The following is a 16,213-nucleotide window of genomic DNA, read 5'->3' as shown; positions in this document are numbered from 1 at the left end:
CGGGGTCCGGTGAGGGGTCAGTGGGTCTTGCGCTTGGCCTGGCGGGCGCTGCGGCGGCGTTCGGCGCGGTTGGCCGGTGCGGCCGGGGGCGTGTCTGCCGCCGTGGCGCCATCGGTCGCGGCCGCGGCCGGCTTGGCCTTCTGGCCGATCTTGCTCTCGGTGCCGTTGATCAGCTTGGCGATGTTGCTGCCGTGGCGCCAGATCAGCAGCAGCGACATCACGAAGATCGCCAGCGTCGCCGACGAGCCGCCCCAGAAGATCGCGTGCAGCAGCGGCGCGCTGCCGGCGGCGAGCAGCGCCGCCAGCGAGGAATACTTCGTCGTCTTGGCCACGCCGAACCACACCGCCAGCACGCCCAGGCCGAGCAGCGGCTCGAAGCCGAGCAGCACGCCGGCGGCGGTCGCCACGCCCTTGCCGCCCTGGAAGCGGAAGAACACCGGCCACAGGTGGCCGAGAAAGGCGCCCAGGCCCACCAGCATCGCGCTGCCTTCGCCCAGGCCTGCGCGCTCGCCGAACAGGCGCACCAGCAGCACCGGGATCAGGCCCTTGACCGCGTCGAGCAGCAGCGTCAGCACGGCCGCCTTCTTGCTGCCCGAGCGCAGCACATTGGTCGCGCCGGGATTGCCCGAGCCGTAGCTGCGTGGGTCGTCCAGGCCCATCGCGCGGCTGACGATGACGGCAAACGAGAGGGAGCCGATGAGGTAGGCGGCGACGAAGGCCGCCGCGATCCAGAGCGTGGTCATGGTGTACGGGAACGTGGGCGTATCGTTCGGAGGAACAGCCCGCCAGTGTAAGCGCGCGGCCTCAGCCGGCCGAGGCGGGGTCGGCGGCCTGCACCGGCTGGGCGCCGAGCACCTCGGTCAGCACCGACGGCACCAGGCTGACCAGGAAGCCGCGCCGTCCGCCGTTGATCCAGAGGCGCTCCAGCGCGAGGATGCTCGACTCCACGTAGACCGGCATGGCCTTGCGCAGCCCGAAAGGCGAGGTGCCGCCGACCAGATAGCCGCTGTGGCGCTGCGCGACCTCGGGCTTGCAGGGCTCGACCTTCTTCGCGCCGATCTGGCGCGCGAGGTTCTTGGTGCTGACCTGGCGGTCGCCGTGCATCAGGATGATCAGCGGCCTGGCGTCCTGGTCCTGCATCACCAGCGTCTTGACCACCGCGTGCTCGTCGACGCCGAGCTGGCGCGCGGACTCGGCGGTGCCGCCGTGGTCGACATAGTCGTAGGGGTGCTCGGTGAACGCGATGCGGTGCGCGCGCAGCCACTGGGTGGCGGGCGTCTCGCTGACGTGGGCGGTCTTCTTCGCCATCGTGGGTCCGTCCGGCTTCAGCCCAGGCCGATGGCGGCCAGGTCGCCGCGGCCGGCGCGCACCACCACCGGCTCGCCGCTGCTCATGTCGATGACGGTCGTCGGCTCGGCCGGGCAGGGGCCTGCACCGACGATGGCCTGGATCTGGTGCCCGAAGCGCTCGCGGATCTCGTCGGCGTCGTTGAGCGGCTCGCTCTCGCCCGGCGGAATCAGCGTGGTGCCCAGCAGCGGCTGGCCGAGCAGGCCGAGCAGCTCCTGGGCCACGCCATGCTCGGGCACGCGCAGGCCGATGGTGCGCCGCGACGGGTGCGAGACGCGCCGCGGCACTTCCTTGGTCGCCTCGAGGATGAAGGTGTAGGGGCCGGGCGTGGCGCTCTTGAGCAGCCGGTACTGGCGGTTGTCGACGCGGGCGTAGCTGGCCAGCTCCGACAGGTCGCGGCACAGCAGCGTCAGGTGGTGCCGGTCGTCGACGCCGCGCACCCGGCGCAGCGCGTCGACCGCCGCCTTGTCGTCGAGGTGGCAGACCAGTGCGTAGCTGGAGTCGGTCGGGATCGCCGCGATGCCGCCGGCCGACAGGATGGCGGCGGCCTGGCGCAGCAGCCGGGGCTGCGGGTTGTCGGGGTGGACTTCGAAGAACTGGGCCATGGTGGCGGCATTGTCCGCCAGATGGACCGCCGGCTGCGGCAGGGTCAGGCCGCTTGAGGCGGCAGCGCGACACGCTCCTGCAGCAGCGCCCAGACCGGCGTGAGCTTGCCCGGCAGCATCGGCAGCCGGCCCAGGTCGGTGCGGCTCTCGGCCGGCGAGTGGAAGTCGCTGCCGCGCGAGGCCGCCAGGCCGAACTCGATCGCCATGTCGGCGTACTTGCCGTACTCGGCGGTGGTGTGGCTGCCGGTGACCACCTCGACGCCTTGGCCGCCGTGCTCGCGGAACTCGGAGAACAGCGCGTATTCCTTGGTGGCGTCGAAGCGGTGGTAGCGGCCCGGGTGCGCGATGACGGCCACGCCGCCGGCCTCGCGGATCCAGCGCACCGCATCGCCCAGCGTGGCCCAGCGGTGCGGCACGAAGCCGGGCTTGCCGTCGGCCAGGTACTTGCGGAAGACCTCGTTGGTGTCGCTGCAGGCGCCGACCTCGACGATGTAGCGCGCGAAGTGGGTGCGCGAGATCAGGTCCGGGTTGCCGACATATTTCAGCGCGCCCTCGAAGGCACCGTGAATGCCCACCTTGGCCAGCTCGGCGGCCATCTCGCGCGCGCGGCCCTCGCGCCCGCCGCGGGTCGACTCCAGGCCGCGGCGCAGCGCCGCATCGTTCTCGTCGAAGCCCAGTCCGACGATGTGCACCGTCTCGCCGGCGAAGGTGACCGAGACCTCCACGCCGCTCAGGAAGGCCATGCCACCGGCGTGGGCGGCGGCGCGGGCTCGGGCAATGCCGCCGATCTCGTCGTGGTCGGTCAGGGCCCACAGCTCCACCCCGTTGGCGCTGGCCCGGGCGGCCAGATCCTCGGGGCTGAGCGTGCCGTCGGACACGATCGAGTGGCAGTGCAGGTCGGCGTTGAGGAGGCAGGTGCTGTTCACCGGGCGATTGTAGGAGCCAGTCTCAGGATGCGTCCTTCAGGGGCATCGGTCAGCAGGTAGATCCAGCCGTCCGGACCCTGCCGGATGTCACGAATGCGTTCTTCCAGATCGGTCAGCAGCCGCTCCTCGCCGGTGACGCGCTCGCCGTCGAGCGTCAGCCGCACCAGCGCGCGGGCCTTGAGCGCGCCGACCAGCACGCTGCCTTTCCAGCCGGGATAGCGCTCGGAGGTGACGAAGGCCAGTCCCGAGGGCGCGATCGAGGGCACCCAGCGCGTCTGCGGCTCAGCCAGGCCGGCCACCGACTTCTGGCCGATGCGAAAGCAGGTCACATACTCGCAGCCCCAGGTCGCGCGCGGCCAGCCGTGGTTGGCGCCGGCGCGGGTGAGGTTGAGCTCGTCGCCGCCCTGCGGGCCGTGCTCGTGCGTCCAGAGCTGGCCGGTGAGCGGGTGCAGCGCGGCGCCCTGCACGTTGCGGTGGCCCCAGCTCCAGATCTCGGGGCGCGCGCCCGCGCGGCCGACCAGCGGATTGTCGGCGGGCACACGGCCGTCGGCCTCGATGCGCACCACCTTGCCGTGGTGGTTGTCGAGCGTCTGCGCATCGTCGCGGCGCCAGAAGCGGTCGCCCAGCGTGACGAACAGCCGTCCGTCGCGCGCCCAGGCCAGCCGGCCGCCGAAATGCAGCCGGCTGTCGAGCGCAGGCTGCTGGCGGAAGATCACCTCGACGTCGACCAGGCGCTCGCCGTCGAGGCGGCCGCGGGCGACCGCGGTGGAATTGGCTCCCCGGCCGCCCGGTGCGGGCGCCGCATAGCTCCAGTAGAGCCGTCGGCTGCTGGCGAAGTCGGGCGCGGGCAGCACGTCGAACAGGCCGCCCTGGCCGCCGGCCACCACCGCCGGCAGGCCGTCCAGCGGCGGGCCGAGGCGGCCGTCGGCCTGAACGATGCGCATCCGCCCCGGGCGCTCGGTCACCAGCATGCGGCCGTCGGGCAGGAAGGCCAGCGACCAGGGATGCTCCAGGCCGGTGGCGATCGTCTCGATCTGCCAGCCGCCGGCCAGCGTCTGCACCGGGCCGGCCTGTGCGCAGGGCGCCAGCGTCAACGTCAAGGCCAGCACGGTCGCGGCGACAGGTTCAGATCTCAGGCCAGATCGTCTGGGCGAGGGCTTCATCGGCGTTCTCCGGCAGCGGGGACAGCCATTGTCGGGCGACCGCCGCTGGCGCGGGGCGACCGAAGAGATAACCCTGCCCGGCCTCGCAGCCCAGCGCGATCAGCTGGCGGGCCTGCGCCTCGGTCTCGATGCCCTCGGCCAGCACCGACAGGCCCAGGCCGCGGCCCATCGCGATCATCGCGCTGACCAGCTGCGCGCCCTGATGGCCGGCACCGCCGTCCAGATCAGCGATGAAGCTGCGGTCGATCTTCAGCTTGCCGACCGGCAGCCGCTTGAGCCGTGCCAGCGAGGAGTAGCCGGTGCCGAAGTCGTCGATCGCCAGCCGCACGCCCATCTCGCGCATCTGCCACAGCACTGGCTCGACCACATCGCTGTGCTCCATCAGGCCGGATTCGGTGATCTCCAGCTCCAGCCGCGCTGCCGGCAGGCCGCTGTCGTGCAGCGCCTGGCTCAGCCGGGCCAGCGTCTGCCCGCGCCGCATCTCGGCGGCCGACAGGTTGACCGCGATGCGGCCGCAGTCCAGGCCCTCGTCGAGCCAGGCACGCGCCTGCCGGCAGGCTTCGCGGGTGACCCAGGCGCCCAGCTCGACGATCAGGCCGCTGTCTTCCATCAGCGGGATGAACTCGGCCGGACCGATCGGAGGCAGGCCGGGCTGGTTCAGTCTCACCAGCGCCTCCAGCCCGATCAGGTGGCGATCGGCCAGCCGGTAGAGCGGCTGGTACCAGAGCTCGAACTCGCCGCGCTCGAGCGCACGCCGCAGCCGGCCGTCGAGCTGCAGGCGGCTCTGCGCGGCCTGGGTCAGCGCCTCGGTGTAGTAGCGGTAGGTGCCACGGCCGGCGTGCTTGGCCTGGTACATCGCCGCATCGGCGTCGCGCAGCAGCTCCTCGACCTCGTGGCCATCCTCCGGGTACAGGCTGATGCCGATGCTGGCCTGCACCCAGACCTCGCTGCCGTCGATCTCGAAGGGGCGCTCGAGCAGCTGCAGCAGCTCGCGGGCGACCATGGCGGCGTCTTCCTGATCGCGCAGCGCCTCCAGCACCAGGATGAACTCGTCGCCGCCCAGCCGTCCGAGCGTGTCCTCGCGCCGGGTGCGCTGCGCCAGGCGCTCGGCCACGTCGCGCAGCAGCCGGTCGCCGCAGCTGTGGCCCAGGCTGTCGTTGACGGTCTTGAAGTTGTCCAGGTCGATGAACATCACCCCGACGCGGTGCTGCTGGCGCCGCGCTGCGGCCAGGGCCTGATTCAGCCGGTCCAGCACCATGCGGCGGTTGGGGAGCTGGGTCAGCGGATCGACATGGGCGAGCAGGTGCAGATCGTGCTCGGCCTGCTTCTTCGCGCTGATGTCGGTGAAGACAGTGACCAGATGGGTCGGCACCTGCTGCTCGTCGTGCACCGTCGCCACCGAGGCCCAGAGCGTCTGCAGATGGCCATCGCGGTGGCGGCTGCGGATCTCGCCGGACCAGGCGCCCTGGCTGACGACCTGCTCGAGCAGCTGTGCGAAGCCGTCGCTGCCGTGCCCGGCCCCGTTCTCCGCGCCGGGCTGCGGATCGAGCCGGCCGAGCGGCTGGCCGATCCAGTTCTCGCGCCGATGTCCGGTGATCGCCGAGAAGGCGCGGTTCACCGAGACGATCTGCCCCGACAGATCGCAGACGATGACGCCGTCCTGCGTGCTCTCCAGCGCTGCGGCGTGCAGGCGCATGCTTTCCTGGTCCTGCAGCCAGCGCTTCTGCTGGCGCATCTGTGTCAGCGCATACGACAGATCCGAGCCGATCTCGTGGAACAGCGCGCGCTCCTCGGCATCCTCGCTCGAGAGCTGCTCGCGGATCAGCACCAGCACCGCGTGCATGCGGCCTTCGCAGGTGATCGGAATGGCCACCGCATGGAGCGCGCTGCCGCCGGCCGGCGTGTCCCAGCGCAGCTCGGCGCTGCGCCAGGTCAGTGCGACGACATGCTGAGGCTGCAGGTCTGGATCGATCCGGACGGCCTGCCGGCCGGCCGGCAGCTCGCGGTTGCCGGGGCCGACCGCCACCGGCACCAGCGTGCGGTTGTCGGGGCCGGATGCGGCGATCCAGGCGCCGCGGAAGCTGCCGTGGCTGAGCGCGACATCGCAGATGCGCTGCATCAGCTCCTGCGGCTGGCGGGTCCAGACGATGGCCTGGTTGACCTGGCTGAGAAAGCTGTAGAGCCGGCCCAGCGTGGCCACCCGCTGCTCGTTGCGCTTGCGCTCGGTCACATCCCAGCTGATCAGCGCCACCCGGTCCAGCTCGCCCGGCAGCGCGTGGGTGCGGGCCTCGAACCAGCAGGTCCGACCGTCGATCTCCAGGCTGTATTCGGTCCGGCAGACCTCGCCGGTCTCCAGCGCCCGGCGCACCGCCGCCTCGACCCGCGCCGCGGCGAGCGGCGGCAGCATCTCCTGGAAGCGCTGCCCCAGCAGCTGCTCGCGTGTGGCCACCAGCCGGTCCCGGCTGCCGTAGATCTCGACGTAGCGCCCTTCGGCATCGAGCACGAAGGACAGGTCCGGCACCGCCTCGGCAAAGGCCTGCATGTGGCGCTCGCGCTGCTGCAGCGCCTCGAGCAGCGCCTGGCGCAGATGGCTCTGGCGGTGGTGCAGCAGCAGCAGCAGGCCCACGCCCAGGCCGATCAGCGCCGCCATGCTCATGCCGAGGCGTGCCTGGCGCCGCAGCCGCTCCTGGCGGATCGCCTCGATGATCGTCTCCATCTCGCGCACCGCATTGTCGATGCGGCCCTGCTGCAGATCGAGCGCGACCAGCGAGCGATCGTCCGGCGTGAGTGCCCGATGGCGCAGGGTGTCGCGAATGCCGTCGACCGCATCGACGAAGCCCCGGGCGAGCCGGCGCAGCCGGTCGGCATGCGCCGGCGAGGCCTGGATGCGCTCGACCTGCGCCACCAGCTGCAGGCCGCCGATGCGCGCGTTCTCCAGCTCGGCATCGACCCGGCTCAGGTCACTTGCATCGTCCTGGTGGATCTCATGCTCCGCGTGGGTGCGGGCCTGGCTCAGGTTCAGCCGCATCTGCGCCAGCGTGCTGCCGGGCAGCGTCGCGTCGGTGAGCGTCTCGTTCCAGAGCCGGTGGCTCCAGCCGAGCAGGCCCAGGCAGAGCATGCCGAACAGCGCCAGGGCCGGCAGCATCAGCGAGGGCAGCGAAGTCGGCGAGGAGCGCGGCACAGACCGGTTCATCGCGTTGCCGTGCCGCGCAGGCCCGCCAGCGGCTCGCCGCGCACCGGTGCGATCTGGCCTTCGTCGAAGCCGTAGACGCTGACCCGCTGCAGGTGCTCCGGGCTGCCGATGTAGGCGGCCAGCGCCGCATCGATCTCGTCACGCAGCCGGTCGCCACGGCGGAAAGCCAGCGCGGGATAGCCGAAATTTGCGCTGTCGGGGCCGGACGACACCCAGAAAGGGGCGGCCAGCTCGAGGGCCGGTGGGGATGTCCGGGCCCCCGCATCCTGCGCGAGCTGCCGGATCATCCAGCGCAGCGACGGAACGGACAGCATCATCGCCTGGACCCGGCCCTGCTGCAGCTCGGTCAGGCAGCTGCTGGCGCTGGCGCGTGCGTGCAGCCGCGAATCCGGCAGGCCGGCGCGTCGGGCCATGTCGTGCTCGACCGACTGCTCCAGCACGCACAGCCGCACTCGCGCATCGCCGACCAGGTCGGCCAGGCTGTGCAGCTCGAGCGGATTGCCGACCGCCACCAGCAGCCCCGGCTGCACCGCGGCGGTGGGGCGGGAGAAGGCCAGCCGGGCCGCCCGCTCCGGCGTGATGAACAGCCCGGAGGCGATGGCGTCGATGCGGCCCATGTCCAGCTCGTGCATCAGCGCGCCGAACTCGGCATGGATCCAGACCGGCTCCGGCCGGCCGAGGCGGCGCAGCGCGGCGCGCATCATGTCGATGGCCTCGCCGTGCAGGCCGCCCCCCGGATCGCGAAAGGCATAGGGCGCCTCGATCGCATAGCCGACCCGCAGCGGGCGCTCCGGGCCGAGGCTGCGTGGGCCGTCAAGCGCCGGGCTGCGGCCGATCGACACGATCACCGCGACCGTGACCATCATGACCAGGCCCAGCCAGAGGATCAGTCGCATGGGGTGCAGCATCTTCGGTGGGCATCGGTCTGGGGAGCGGCGGGAGGGGTCATGTCATTCTTTCAGATCCGCCGGGCGGGCGGCATGAAAAGTTTCACGATGTGTCTCCGCCTGCGTCGCCAGCCAGTCGCCGAACTCGCGCAGCAGCGTGTCGTCGGCATGCGCCTCCGGCACGACATAGTGGTAGGCCAGCGTGCTGTCCATCGCCTGCGAGACGACGCGCAGCCGGCCCTGAGCCAGCGCCGCCGCCGCGGCGAAGTCCGGCACCAGCGCCACGCCCAGGCCGAGCGTGGCGGCCTGCACGCTCATCGAGAACTGCTCGTAGGCGGGGCCGGTCTGGTCGTCGGCCACCCGCAGCCCGGCCGCGGCGAACCAGTGCCGCCAGGCCAGCGGCCGGGTGGTCTGCTGCAGGCGCGGCAGCCGCGCCAGCGCCTCGGCCGGCAGCGGTGGGCCGTCCGCGGCCAGGCCGTGTGCGGCCAGCAGGCCCGGGCTGGCCACCGGGATCAGCCGCTCGGCCAGGATCGGCCGGCTGGTGCAGCCCGGCCAGTGGCCGTCGCCGGCGTGGATGGCCGCGTCCAGCCGGGTCTCGTCGAACAGGAAGGGGCGGGTGCGGCTGTGCAGATTGACCTGCACCCGCCCGGGCCGAAAGCCCGGCAGCCGCGGCAGCAGCCAGCAGGTGGCGAAGGTGGGCACCACCGCCAGCTCGATCACCGGCACGCGCCCTGCGCCGGCCATCAGCTCGCGGGTGTCGCGCTCCAGCGTGTCGAGCCAGTCGGCGACCCGCAGCGCGTAGCCGCCGCCGGCCTCGGTCAGGCGCACGCCGCGGCGGGTGCGGCGAAAGAGCTTGACGCCCAGCAGCGTTTCCAGCCCCGCGACCTGGCGGCAGACCGCGCTCTGCGTCATCGCCAGCTCCTCGGCGGCCCGGGTGAAGCTCTCGTGGCGCGCGGCGGCCTCGAAGACGGCCAGCGCGATCGTGCCGGGCAGGCGGCGGCGGGAGATGTCGCTCATCGAAGAAGACCTCGGAGTGCGTTCAAGGAACAGGTCGATGCATATTATTCGGTTGTCTCTGCGCAACAGGCTCCATAGGATTGCATCCATCGAACTTCAGAACCTTCGAGGAGCCCCCGTCATGGCCAGCACCCCCCGCACGTCCCGCGCTTCCTTCCAGTGGAACGACCCGCTGCTGCTCGACAGCCAGCTTCTCGACGAGGAGCGCGCGGTGCGCGACGCCGCGCGCGCCTACTGCCAGGACCGGCTGATGCCGCGCGTCACCGAGGCCTTCCGCCACGAGCGCACCGACGCGGCCATCTTCCGCGAGATGGGCGAGCTCGGCCTGCTCGGGCCCACGATCCCCGAGCAGTATGGCGGCGCCGGCCTGAACTACGTCAGCTACGGCCTGATCGCCCGCGAGGTCGAGCGGGTCGATTCGGGCTACCGCTCGATGATGAGCGTGCAGTCCTCGCTGGTGATGGTGCCGATCAACGAGTTCGGCAACGAGGCCACCAAGCAGAAATACCTGCCGAAGCTCGCCTCCGGCGAGTGGATCGGCTGCTTCGGCCTGACCGAGCCCAACCACGGCTCCGACCCCGGCAGCATGGTCACGCGCGCCCGCAAGGTCGACGGCGGCTACAGCCTGAGCGGCTCGAAGATGTGGATCACCAACTCGCCGATCGCCGACGTGTTCGTGGTCTGGGCCAAGGACGACGAGGGCCAGATCCGCGGCTTCGTGCTGGAGAGGGGCTGGAAGGGCCTGAGCGCGCCGGCCATCCACGGCAAGGTCGGCCTGCGCGCCTCGATCACCGGCGAGATCGTCATGGACGAGGTCTTCTGCCCCGAAGAAAACGCCTTCCCCGAGGTTCGCGGCCTCAAGGGCCCGTTCACCTGCCTGAACAGCGCGCGCTACGGCATCGCCTGGGGCGCGCTCGGCGCGGCCGAGTTCTGCATGGAGACCGCGCGCCAGTACACGCTCGACCGCAAGCAGTTCGGCCGTCCGCTGGCGGCCAACCAGCTTGTGCAGAAAAAGTTGGCCGACATGCTCACCGACATCGCCCTGGGCCTGCAGGGCTGCCTGCGCCTGGGCCGGATGAAGGACGACGGCACCGCCTCGGTCGAGATCACCTCGATCATGAAGCGCAATTCCTGCGGCAAGGCGCTCGACATCGCCCGCACCGCGCGCGACATGCTCGGCGGCAACGGCATCTCGGACGAGTTCGGCGTGGCGCGCCACCTGGTCAACCTCGAGGTCGTCAACACCTACGAGGGCACGCACGACATCCACGCGCTGATCCTGGGCCGCGCGATCACCGGCATCGCGGCGTTCTGAGCATGGCCACCGCGCTCGATGGCCTGAAGGTGCTCGACCTGTCGCGCGTGCTGGCCGGGCCGTGGGCGACGCAGACGCTGGCCGACCTCGGCGCCGATGTCGTCAAGGTCGAGCGCCCCGGTGCCGGCGACGACACCCGCGCCTGGGGCCCGCCGTGGCTGAAGGATGCCGACGGCCGCGACACGACCGACGCCGCCTATTTCTGCTGCGCCAACCGCAACAAGCGCTCGATCGCCATCGACATCGCCACGCCCGAGGGCCAGGCGCTGGTGCGCCGGCTGGCCGGCGAGGCCGACGTGCTGGTCGAGAACTTCAAGGTCGGCGGCCTGAGGGCCTACGGCCTGGACTTCGACAGCCTGCATGCGCTCAACCCGCGGCTGGTCTACTGCTCGATCACCGGCTTCGGCCAGACCGGGCCGTATGCGCCGCGCGCCGGCTACGACTTCCTGATCCAGGGCATGGGCGGGCTGATGAGCGTGACCGGCCGCGGCGACGCGGAGGAGGGCGCCGGTCCCCAGAAGGTGGGCGTGGCGCTGACCGACGTGATGACCGGGCTGCATGCGGCGATCGGCATTCTGGCCGCGCTGCGCCACCGCGACCGCACCGGCGAGGGCCAGCACCTCGACCTGGCGCTGCTCGACGTGCAGGTGGCGGCGCTGGCCAACCAGACCGCCAATCACCTGATCGGCGGCGTGATTCCGAAGCGCATGGGCAACGCGCACCCCAACATCGTGCCCTACCAGGACTTCCCGACCGCGGACGGCGACATGATCCTGGCCATCGGCAACGACGGCCAGTTCGCGCGCTTCTGCGAAGTCGCCGGCCACGCCGAGTGGGCGAGCGACGCGCGCTTCGCCACCAACGCGGCGCGGGTGGCGCACCGCGCGGTGCTGATCCCGCTGCTGCGCCAGGCCACCGTGATGCGCACGACGCGCGAATGGATCGCGGCGCTGGAGTCGAGGGCGGTGCCCTGCGGCCCGGTCAACCGGCTCGACGAGGTGTTCGCCGATCCGCAGGTCATTGCGCGCGGGCTGCGCATCGCGCTGCCGCACCCGGTGGCGGGCAGCGTGCCGGGCGTGGCCAGCCCGATCCGGCTGTCGGCCACGCCGCCGGTCTACCGCAGCGCGCCACCCGTGCTCGGGCAGGACGGCGCTGCGGTGCTCGCCGACTGGCTCGGCGAGCCGCTGCCGGACTGATCAGGGCTTCGGGACGCTGCGCGAGAGCCGGCGCGCGTTGGCGCCGGCACGCCGGCTGACCGGCTTCAGCCCGGCGCTGGCGACCTTCATCGGCGCATGGTGCATCACCTCCATCGCCCGGCTGGCCGGCGCTGCCGTCCATGGGGCCAGCCACCAGCCCAGGCTGGCGGCCATCAGGTCCTGCGAGATGCCGGCGCCCGCCCACATCATCGCCAGCCAGGACTGCTGGAAGGCGGTGACCTTCTCCAGCCCCATCGTCATGAACTCCTGGCGGTCGCGCGCCGACGGGTTCGGGCCGGCCAGCGCCATGCGTGTCAGCCGATGGTTGACGACAAAGGGCACCGAGAAGGTCATCTCGGTCATCTGACGGATCAGGTCGCCGGTGGCGGCGGCGGGCAGCGCGGGCAGGGCCGGCATCTGGGGAACGAGGGGCACGGGCACGCAGGGCATCGGAACATCCTTCCAGGATTGGGCATCACGTCGTCGTCAGCCATGAAAAAGGCGTGCCAGATCGCGGCACGCCTGGGGATGATGACCGATCGGCCTGCGCAAGACCTGACTTGACCTTACTTGAACAGGTCCTTGACCCGATCTGTCCAGCTCTTGGCATTCGGCGAGTGCTTGTCGCCGCCCTTTTTCAGCGACTCGTCGAGATCCTTGAGCAGCTTGCGCTGGTGCTCGGTGAGCTTGACCGGAATCTCGACTTGGATGTGGCAGTACAGGTCGCCGGGATAGTTCGAGCGGATGCCCTTGACGCCCTTGCCGCGCAGCCGGAAGGTCTTGCCGTGCTGCGTGCCCTCGGGCAGCTCGATCTCGGCCTCGCCGCCGAGCGTCGGCACCGCGACCGTGCCGCCAAGCGACGCGGTGATGATGCTGACTGGCACGGTGCAGTGCAGGTCGTCGCCGTCGCGCTCGAAGATGTCGTGCTGCTTGATGCGGATCTCGACATACAGGTCACCGGCCGGGCCGCCGTGCGTGCCGGGCTCGCCGTGGCCGCGCAGCGCGATGCGCTGGCCTTCGTTGATGCCCGCCGGGATCTTGACCTCGAGCGTCTTGTGCTTCTGGATCCGGCCCTTGCCGCCGCAGGTGGTGCAGGGCTCGGGAATGATCTTGCCGCTGCCGTGGCAGTGCGGGCAGGTCTGCTGGATGCTGAAGAAGCCCTGGCGCAGATGCACCGTGCCCGAGCCGTGGCAGGTGGTGCAGGTCTTGGCGCTGGTGCCGGGCTTGGCGCCGCTGCCGTGGCAGGTGTCGCACTCCTCCCAGGACGGGATGCGGATCTGCGCCTCCTTGCCCAGGGCCGCCTCCTCCAGCGTGATCTCCATCGCGTAGGAGAGGTCCGCGCCGCGGTAGACCTGCTGGCCGCCGCCGCGCCGGCCACCGCCGCCCTGGCCGAAGATGTCGCCGAAGATGTCGCCGAAGGCCTCGGCGAAGCCGCCGTTGCCGAAGCCCTCCGGGCCGCCCGGACGGAAGCCGCCAGCGTTCGGGTCGACGCCGGCGTGGCCGAACTGGTCGTAGGCCTGGCGCTTCTGGGCGTCGGAGAGCATCTCGTAGGCCTCCTTGACCTCCTTGAATTTCTCCTCGGCCACTTTCGCGCCTTCACCCTGGTTGCGGTCAGGGTGGTATTTCATCGCCAGCTTGCGATAGGCCTTCTTGATGTCGTCTTCGCTCGCGCCCTTGGCGAGGCCAAGGACTTCGTAGTAGTCACGCTTTGCCATGGAAGTGGTCCGGATTGCGACAGCGGTGAAACAGGAACGCCGCGCCGAGCGGCACCGGCCCGTGAAGGGCCGGCGACTCGAGCGCGGCGACAGGCACGGCGGACGCGGGCGCAGCCGGGTTCAGGCCCTGCCGCGGCGCGCGTCCGGCGCCATCACTTCTTGACTTCCTTGAACTCGGCGTCGACGACGTCCGCATCCTTCGGATCGTTCTTCGGGGCCTCGCCGGCACCGGCTGCACCCGCACCCGCGGCGCCGGCCGCAGCACCCGCCGCTGCCTGCTGGGCCTGCATGTCGGCGTACATCTTCTCGCCGAGCTTCTGGCTGACGGTCATCAGCGCATTGGTCTTGGCCTCGATGGCGTCCTTGTCGTCGCCCTTGATCGCTTCCTCGACCTCCTTGATCGCGGCCTCGATCGCGGTCTTCTCGGCCGCGTCGATCTTGTCGCCGTACTCGGTCAGCGACTTCTGCACCGAGTGCACCATCGCGTCACCCTGGTTGCGGGCCTGGATGATCTCGAGCTTCTTCTTGTCCTCGGCGGCGTTGACCTCGGCGTCGCGCACCATCTTCTGGATCTCGTCCTCGCTCAGGCCCGAGTTCGCCTTGATGGTGATCTTGTTCTCCTTGCCGGTGCCCTTGTCCTTGGCGCCGACATGCAGGATGCCGTTGGCATCGATGTCGAAGGAGACCTCGATCTGCGGCACGCCGCGCGGCGACGGCGGGATGCCTTCGAGGTTGAACTCGCCCAGCAGCTTGTTGCCGCCGGCCATCTCGCGCTCGCCCTGGAAGACCTTGATCGTCACCGCCGGCTGGTTGTCGTCGGCGGTCGAGAAGGTCTGTGCGAACTTGGTCGGGATGGTGGTGTTCTTCTTGATCATCTTCGTCATCACGCCGCCCAGGGTCTCGATGCCCAGGGACAGCGGGGTGACGTCGAGCAGCAGCACGTCGGTGCGCTCGCCGCCCAGGACCTGGCCCTGGATCGCGGCGCCGACGGCCACGGCCTCATCCGGGTTGACGTCCTTGCGCGGCTCCTTGCCGAAGAATTCCTTGACCTTCTCCTGCACCTTGGGCATGCGGCTCATGCCACCGACCAGGATGACGTCGTCGATCGAGCCGACCGAGATGCCGGCGTCCTTGATCGCGGTGCGGCACGGCGCGATGGTGCGCTCGATCAGCTCCTCGACCAGCGACTCCAGCTTGGCGCGGGTCAGCTTGATGTTCAGGTGCTTCGGGCCGGTGGCGTCGGCCGTGATGTAGGGCAGGTTGACATCGGTGGCCGACGACGAGGACAGCTCGATCTTGGCCTTCTCGGCGGCTTCCTTCAGGCGCTGCAGGGCCAGCACGTCCTTGGTCAGGTCGACGCCCTGCTCCTTGCGGAACTCGCCGATGATGTAGTCGATGATGCGCTGGTCGAAGTCCTCGCCGCCCAGGAAGGTGTCGCCGTTGGTGGAGAGCACCTCGAACTGCATCTCGCCGTCGACGTCGGCGATCTCGATGATCGAGACGTCGAAGGTGCCGCCGCCCAGGTCATAGACGGCGATCTTGCGGTCGCCCTTGCCGCCCTTGTCCAGGCCGAAGGCCAGCGCCGCAGCGGTCGGCTCGTTGATGATGCGCTTGACGTCCAGACCGGCGATGCGGCCGGCGTCCTTGGTCGCCTGGCGCTGGGCGTCGTTGAAGTAGGCCGGCACCGTGATCACGGCCTCGGTCACTTCCTCGCCGAGATAGTCCTCGGCGGTCTTCTTCATCTTGCGCAGCACTTCGGCCGAGACCTGCGGGGGCGCGAGCTTGTTGCCGCGCACCGCCACCCAGGCGTCGCCGTTGTCGGCGGCCGTGATGGTGTAGGGCATCAGGTCGATGTCCTTCTGCACTTCCTTCTCGGTGAACTTGCGACCGATCAGGCGCTTGACCGCGTACAGCGTGTTCTTCGGGTTCGTGACCGCCTGGCGCTTGGCCGAAGCGCCGACGAGGATCTCGCCGTCTTCCTGGTAGGCGATGATGGACGGCGTGGTGCGCGCGCCTTCCGAGTTCTCGATCACCTTCGTGGTGTTGCCTTCCATGATGGCCACGCACGAGTTGGTGGTGCCGAGGTCGATGCCGATGATCTTGCCCATGGTCTTGATGACTCCGGAAAATTGTCTGGTTGCTGCTGATCTGCGGATGGACTGGCGGGTTTCAAGGGCCCTTGCTGCCGGTCTCGCGCTTTTCTGTGTCTGGGGAAGGGTCTTTTCAGAGGCCTGAAGGCGGCGACGTCACTTCGGCGCGGCCACCATCACCAGCGCCGGGCGCAGCACGCGCTCGGCGATCAGGTAGCCCTTCTGCAGCACGCTCACCACGGTGTTGGGATCCTGGTCGGCCGGCACCATGCTGATGGCCTGGTGCTGGTGCGGATCGAACTTCGTGCCGGCCGGCGGGTTGAGCTCGACGACCTTGTTGCGCTCGAGCGCCTGCGAGAGCTGGCGCAGCGTGGCCTGCACGCCCTCGAGCAGCTGCTCGGGCGTGCCCTGGCCGGCGCTCTGCGCGGCGATGGCGGCGTGCAGGCTGTCGCAGACCGGCAGCAGGCTCTCGGCGAAGGACTCGACCGCGAACTTGCGCGACTTGGCGACTTCCTCGTCGGCGCGGCGGCGGATGTTCTCCATCTCGGCCTTGGCGCGCAGGTAGGCATCGGCCAGCTCGACATTCTTGGCCTCGAGCTCGGCGACACGGGCCTGGGCCTCGCTGGTGTCGGCCGGGGCGGCAGCGCCGTTCATCGAGGCCGGTTCGGTGTCGGGAAAGGGCGGGGTGTTCTGGGTGTCGGACATGGTCTCTTCCTTGGCCGCTGCGGCGGCGTCCCGGTGCGACATGGGGTCGGCTCG

14 protein-coding genes are annotated in these 16,213 nt (G+C 70.4%); 2 read left to right on the top strand and 12 right to left on the bottom strand.

Features of this window, described 5'->3' with window-relative positions:
- Nucleotides 1-17 precede the first annotated feature (17 nt).
- The 8 genes from plsY to BW996_RS06280 form a co-directional block, all read right to left on the bottom strand.
- Entirely contained in the window at nt 18-743 is a 726-nt protein-coding gene (gene plsY / locus BW996_RS06315) for a glycerol-3-phosphate 1-O-acyltransferase PlsY (RefSeq protein WP_051632351.1), read from the bottom strand.
- 61 nt (nt 744-804) lie between these two features.
- Entirely contained in the window at nt 805-1,308 is a 504-nt protein-coding gene (gene ybaK / locus BW996_RS06310) for a Cys-tRNA(Pro) deacylase (protein WP_037486426.1), read from the bottom strand.
- A 17-nt stretch (nt 1,309-1,325) separates the two neighbouring features.
- Nucleotides 1,326-1,952 carry an L-threonylcarbamoyladenylate synthase gene (locus BW996_RS06305; protein WP_037486429.1) on the bottom strand — a complete coding sequence of 209 codons (627 nt, stop codon included), beginning with the start codon at nt 1,950-1,952 and terminating at the stop codon, nt 1,326-1,328.
- A gap of 44 nt (nt 1,953-1,996) precedes the next feature.
- A complete protein-coding gene (locus BW996_RS06300; protein WP_037486432.1) occupies nt 1,997-2,878 on the bottom strand; it encodes a 3',5'-nucleoside bisphosphate phosphatase in 882 nt (293 codons plus the stop codon).
- Nucleotides 2,875-4,041 (bottom strand): PQQ-dependent sugar dehydrogenase, encoded by a 1,167-nt coding sequence (locus tag BW996_RS06295; RefSeq protein WP_051632352.1) that lies wholly within the window; start codon nt 4,039-4,041, stop codon nt 2,875-2,877. Before BW996_RS06295 ends, BW996_RS06300 begins: the two co-directional genes overlap by 4 nt.
- Nucleotides 4,004-7,234 (bottom strand): GGDEF and EAL domain-containing protein, encoded by a 3,231-nt coding sequence (locus tag BW996_RS06290; RefSeq protein ID WP_139330772.1) that lies wholly within the window; start codon nt 7,232-7,234, stop codon nt 4,004-4,006. Before BW996_RS06290 ends, BW996_RS06295 begins: the two co-directional genes overlap by 38 nt.
- On the bottom strand, nt 7,231-8,130 hold the full coding sequence (locus BW996_RS06285) for a transporter substrate-binding domain-containing protein (protein WP_051632322.1): 900 nt from the start codon (nt 8,128-8,130) through the stop codon (nt 7,231-7,233). Before BW996_RS06285 ends, BW996_RS06290 begins: the two co-directional genes overlap by 4 nt.
- Nucleotides 8,131-8,184: 54 nt before the next feature.
- Nucleotides 8,185-9,138 carry a LysR substrate-binding domain-containing protein gene (locus BW996_RS06280; RefSeq protein ID WP_076458776.1) on the bottom strand — a complete coding sequence of 318 codons (954 nt, stop codon included), beginning with the start codon at nt 9,136-9,138 and terminating at the stop codon, nt 8,185-8,187.
- Between the two features lie 121 nt (nt 9,139-9,259).
- Between BW996_RS06280 and BW996_RS06275 the strand changes: the two genes are divergently transcribed.
- Together BW996_RS06275 and BW996_RS06270 are read left to right on the top strand one after the other, a co-directional pair.
- Nucleotides 9,260-10,453, top strand: coding sequence for an acyl-CoA dehydrogenase (locus tag BW996_RS06275; protein WP_037485527.1), 1,194 nt, complete (start codon nt 9,260-9,262; stop codon nt 10,451-10,453).
- Between the two features lie 2 nt (nt 10,454-10,455).
- Nucleotides 10,456-11,649, top strand: a complete 1,194-nt coding sequence (locus tag BW996_RS06270) for a CaiB/BaiF CoA transferase family protein (RefSeq protein WP_037485530.1) — start codon at nt 10,456-10,458, stop codon at nt 11,647-11,649.
- Here BW996_RS06270 and BW996_RS06265 read toward each other — a convergent pair whose 3' ends face one another.
- The 4 genes from BW996_RS06265 to grpE all read right to left on the bottom strand — a co-directional run bounded on the left by BW996_RS06265 (nt 11,650) and on the right by grpE (nt 16,159).
- Entirely contained in the window at nt 11,650-12,099 is a 450-nt protein-coding gene (locus BW996_RS06265; RefSeq protein WP_245801904.1) for a polyhydroxyalkanoate granule-associated phasin, read from the bottom strand. It abuts the gene before it with no gap.
- 116 nt (nt 12,100-12,215) lie between these two features.
- On the bottom strand, nt 12,216-13,364 hold the full coding sequence (dnaJ, locus tag BW996_RS06260) for a molecular chaperone DnaJ (protein ID WP_037485533.1): 1,149 nt from the start codon (nt 13,362-13,364) through the stop codon (nt 12,216-12,218).
- Between the two features lie 152 nt (nt 13,365-13,516).
- The gene (dnaK, locus tag BW996_RS06255; protein WP_037485535.1) at nt 13,517-15,472 is read right to left on the bottom strand and encodes a molecular chaperone DnaK; all 1,956 of its coding nucleotides are present in this window, start codon (nt 15,470-15,472) and stop codon (nt 13,517-13,519) included.
- Nucleotides 15,473-15,610: 138 nt separating this feature from the next.
- Nucleotides 15,611-16,159, bottom strand: a complete 549-nt coding sequence (grpE, locus tag BW996_RS06250; protein ID WP_037485553.1) for a nucleotide exchange factor GrpE — start codon at nt 16,157-16,159, stop codon at nt 15,611-15,613.
- Nucleotides 16,160-16,213: the final 54 nt, after the last annotated feature.

The sequence above is a fragment of the Sphaerotilus natans genome (assembly GCF_900156335.1).
Lineage (GTDB): Bacteria > Pseudomonadota > Gammaproteobacteria > Burkholderiales > Burkholderiaceae_C > Sphaerotilus > Sphaerotilus natans.
Note: the sequence above shows the minus strand (reverse complement) of the source record. Positions and strands in the feature narration are given on the sequence as shown.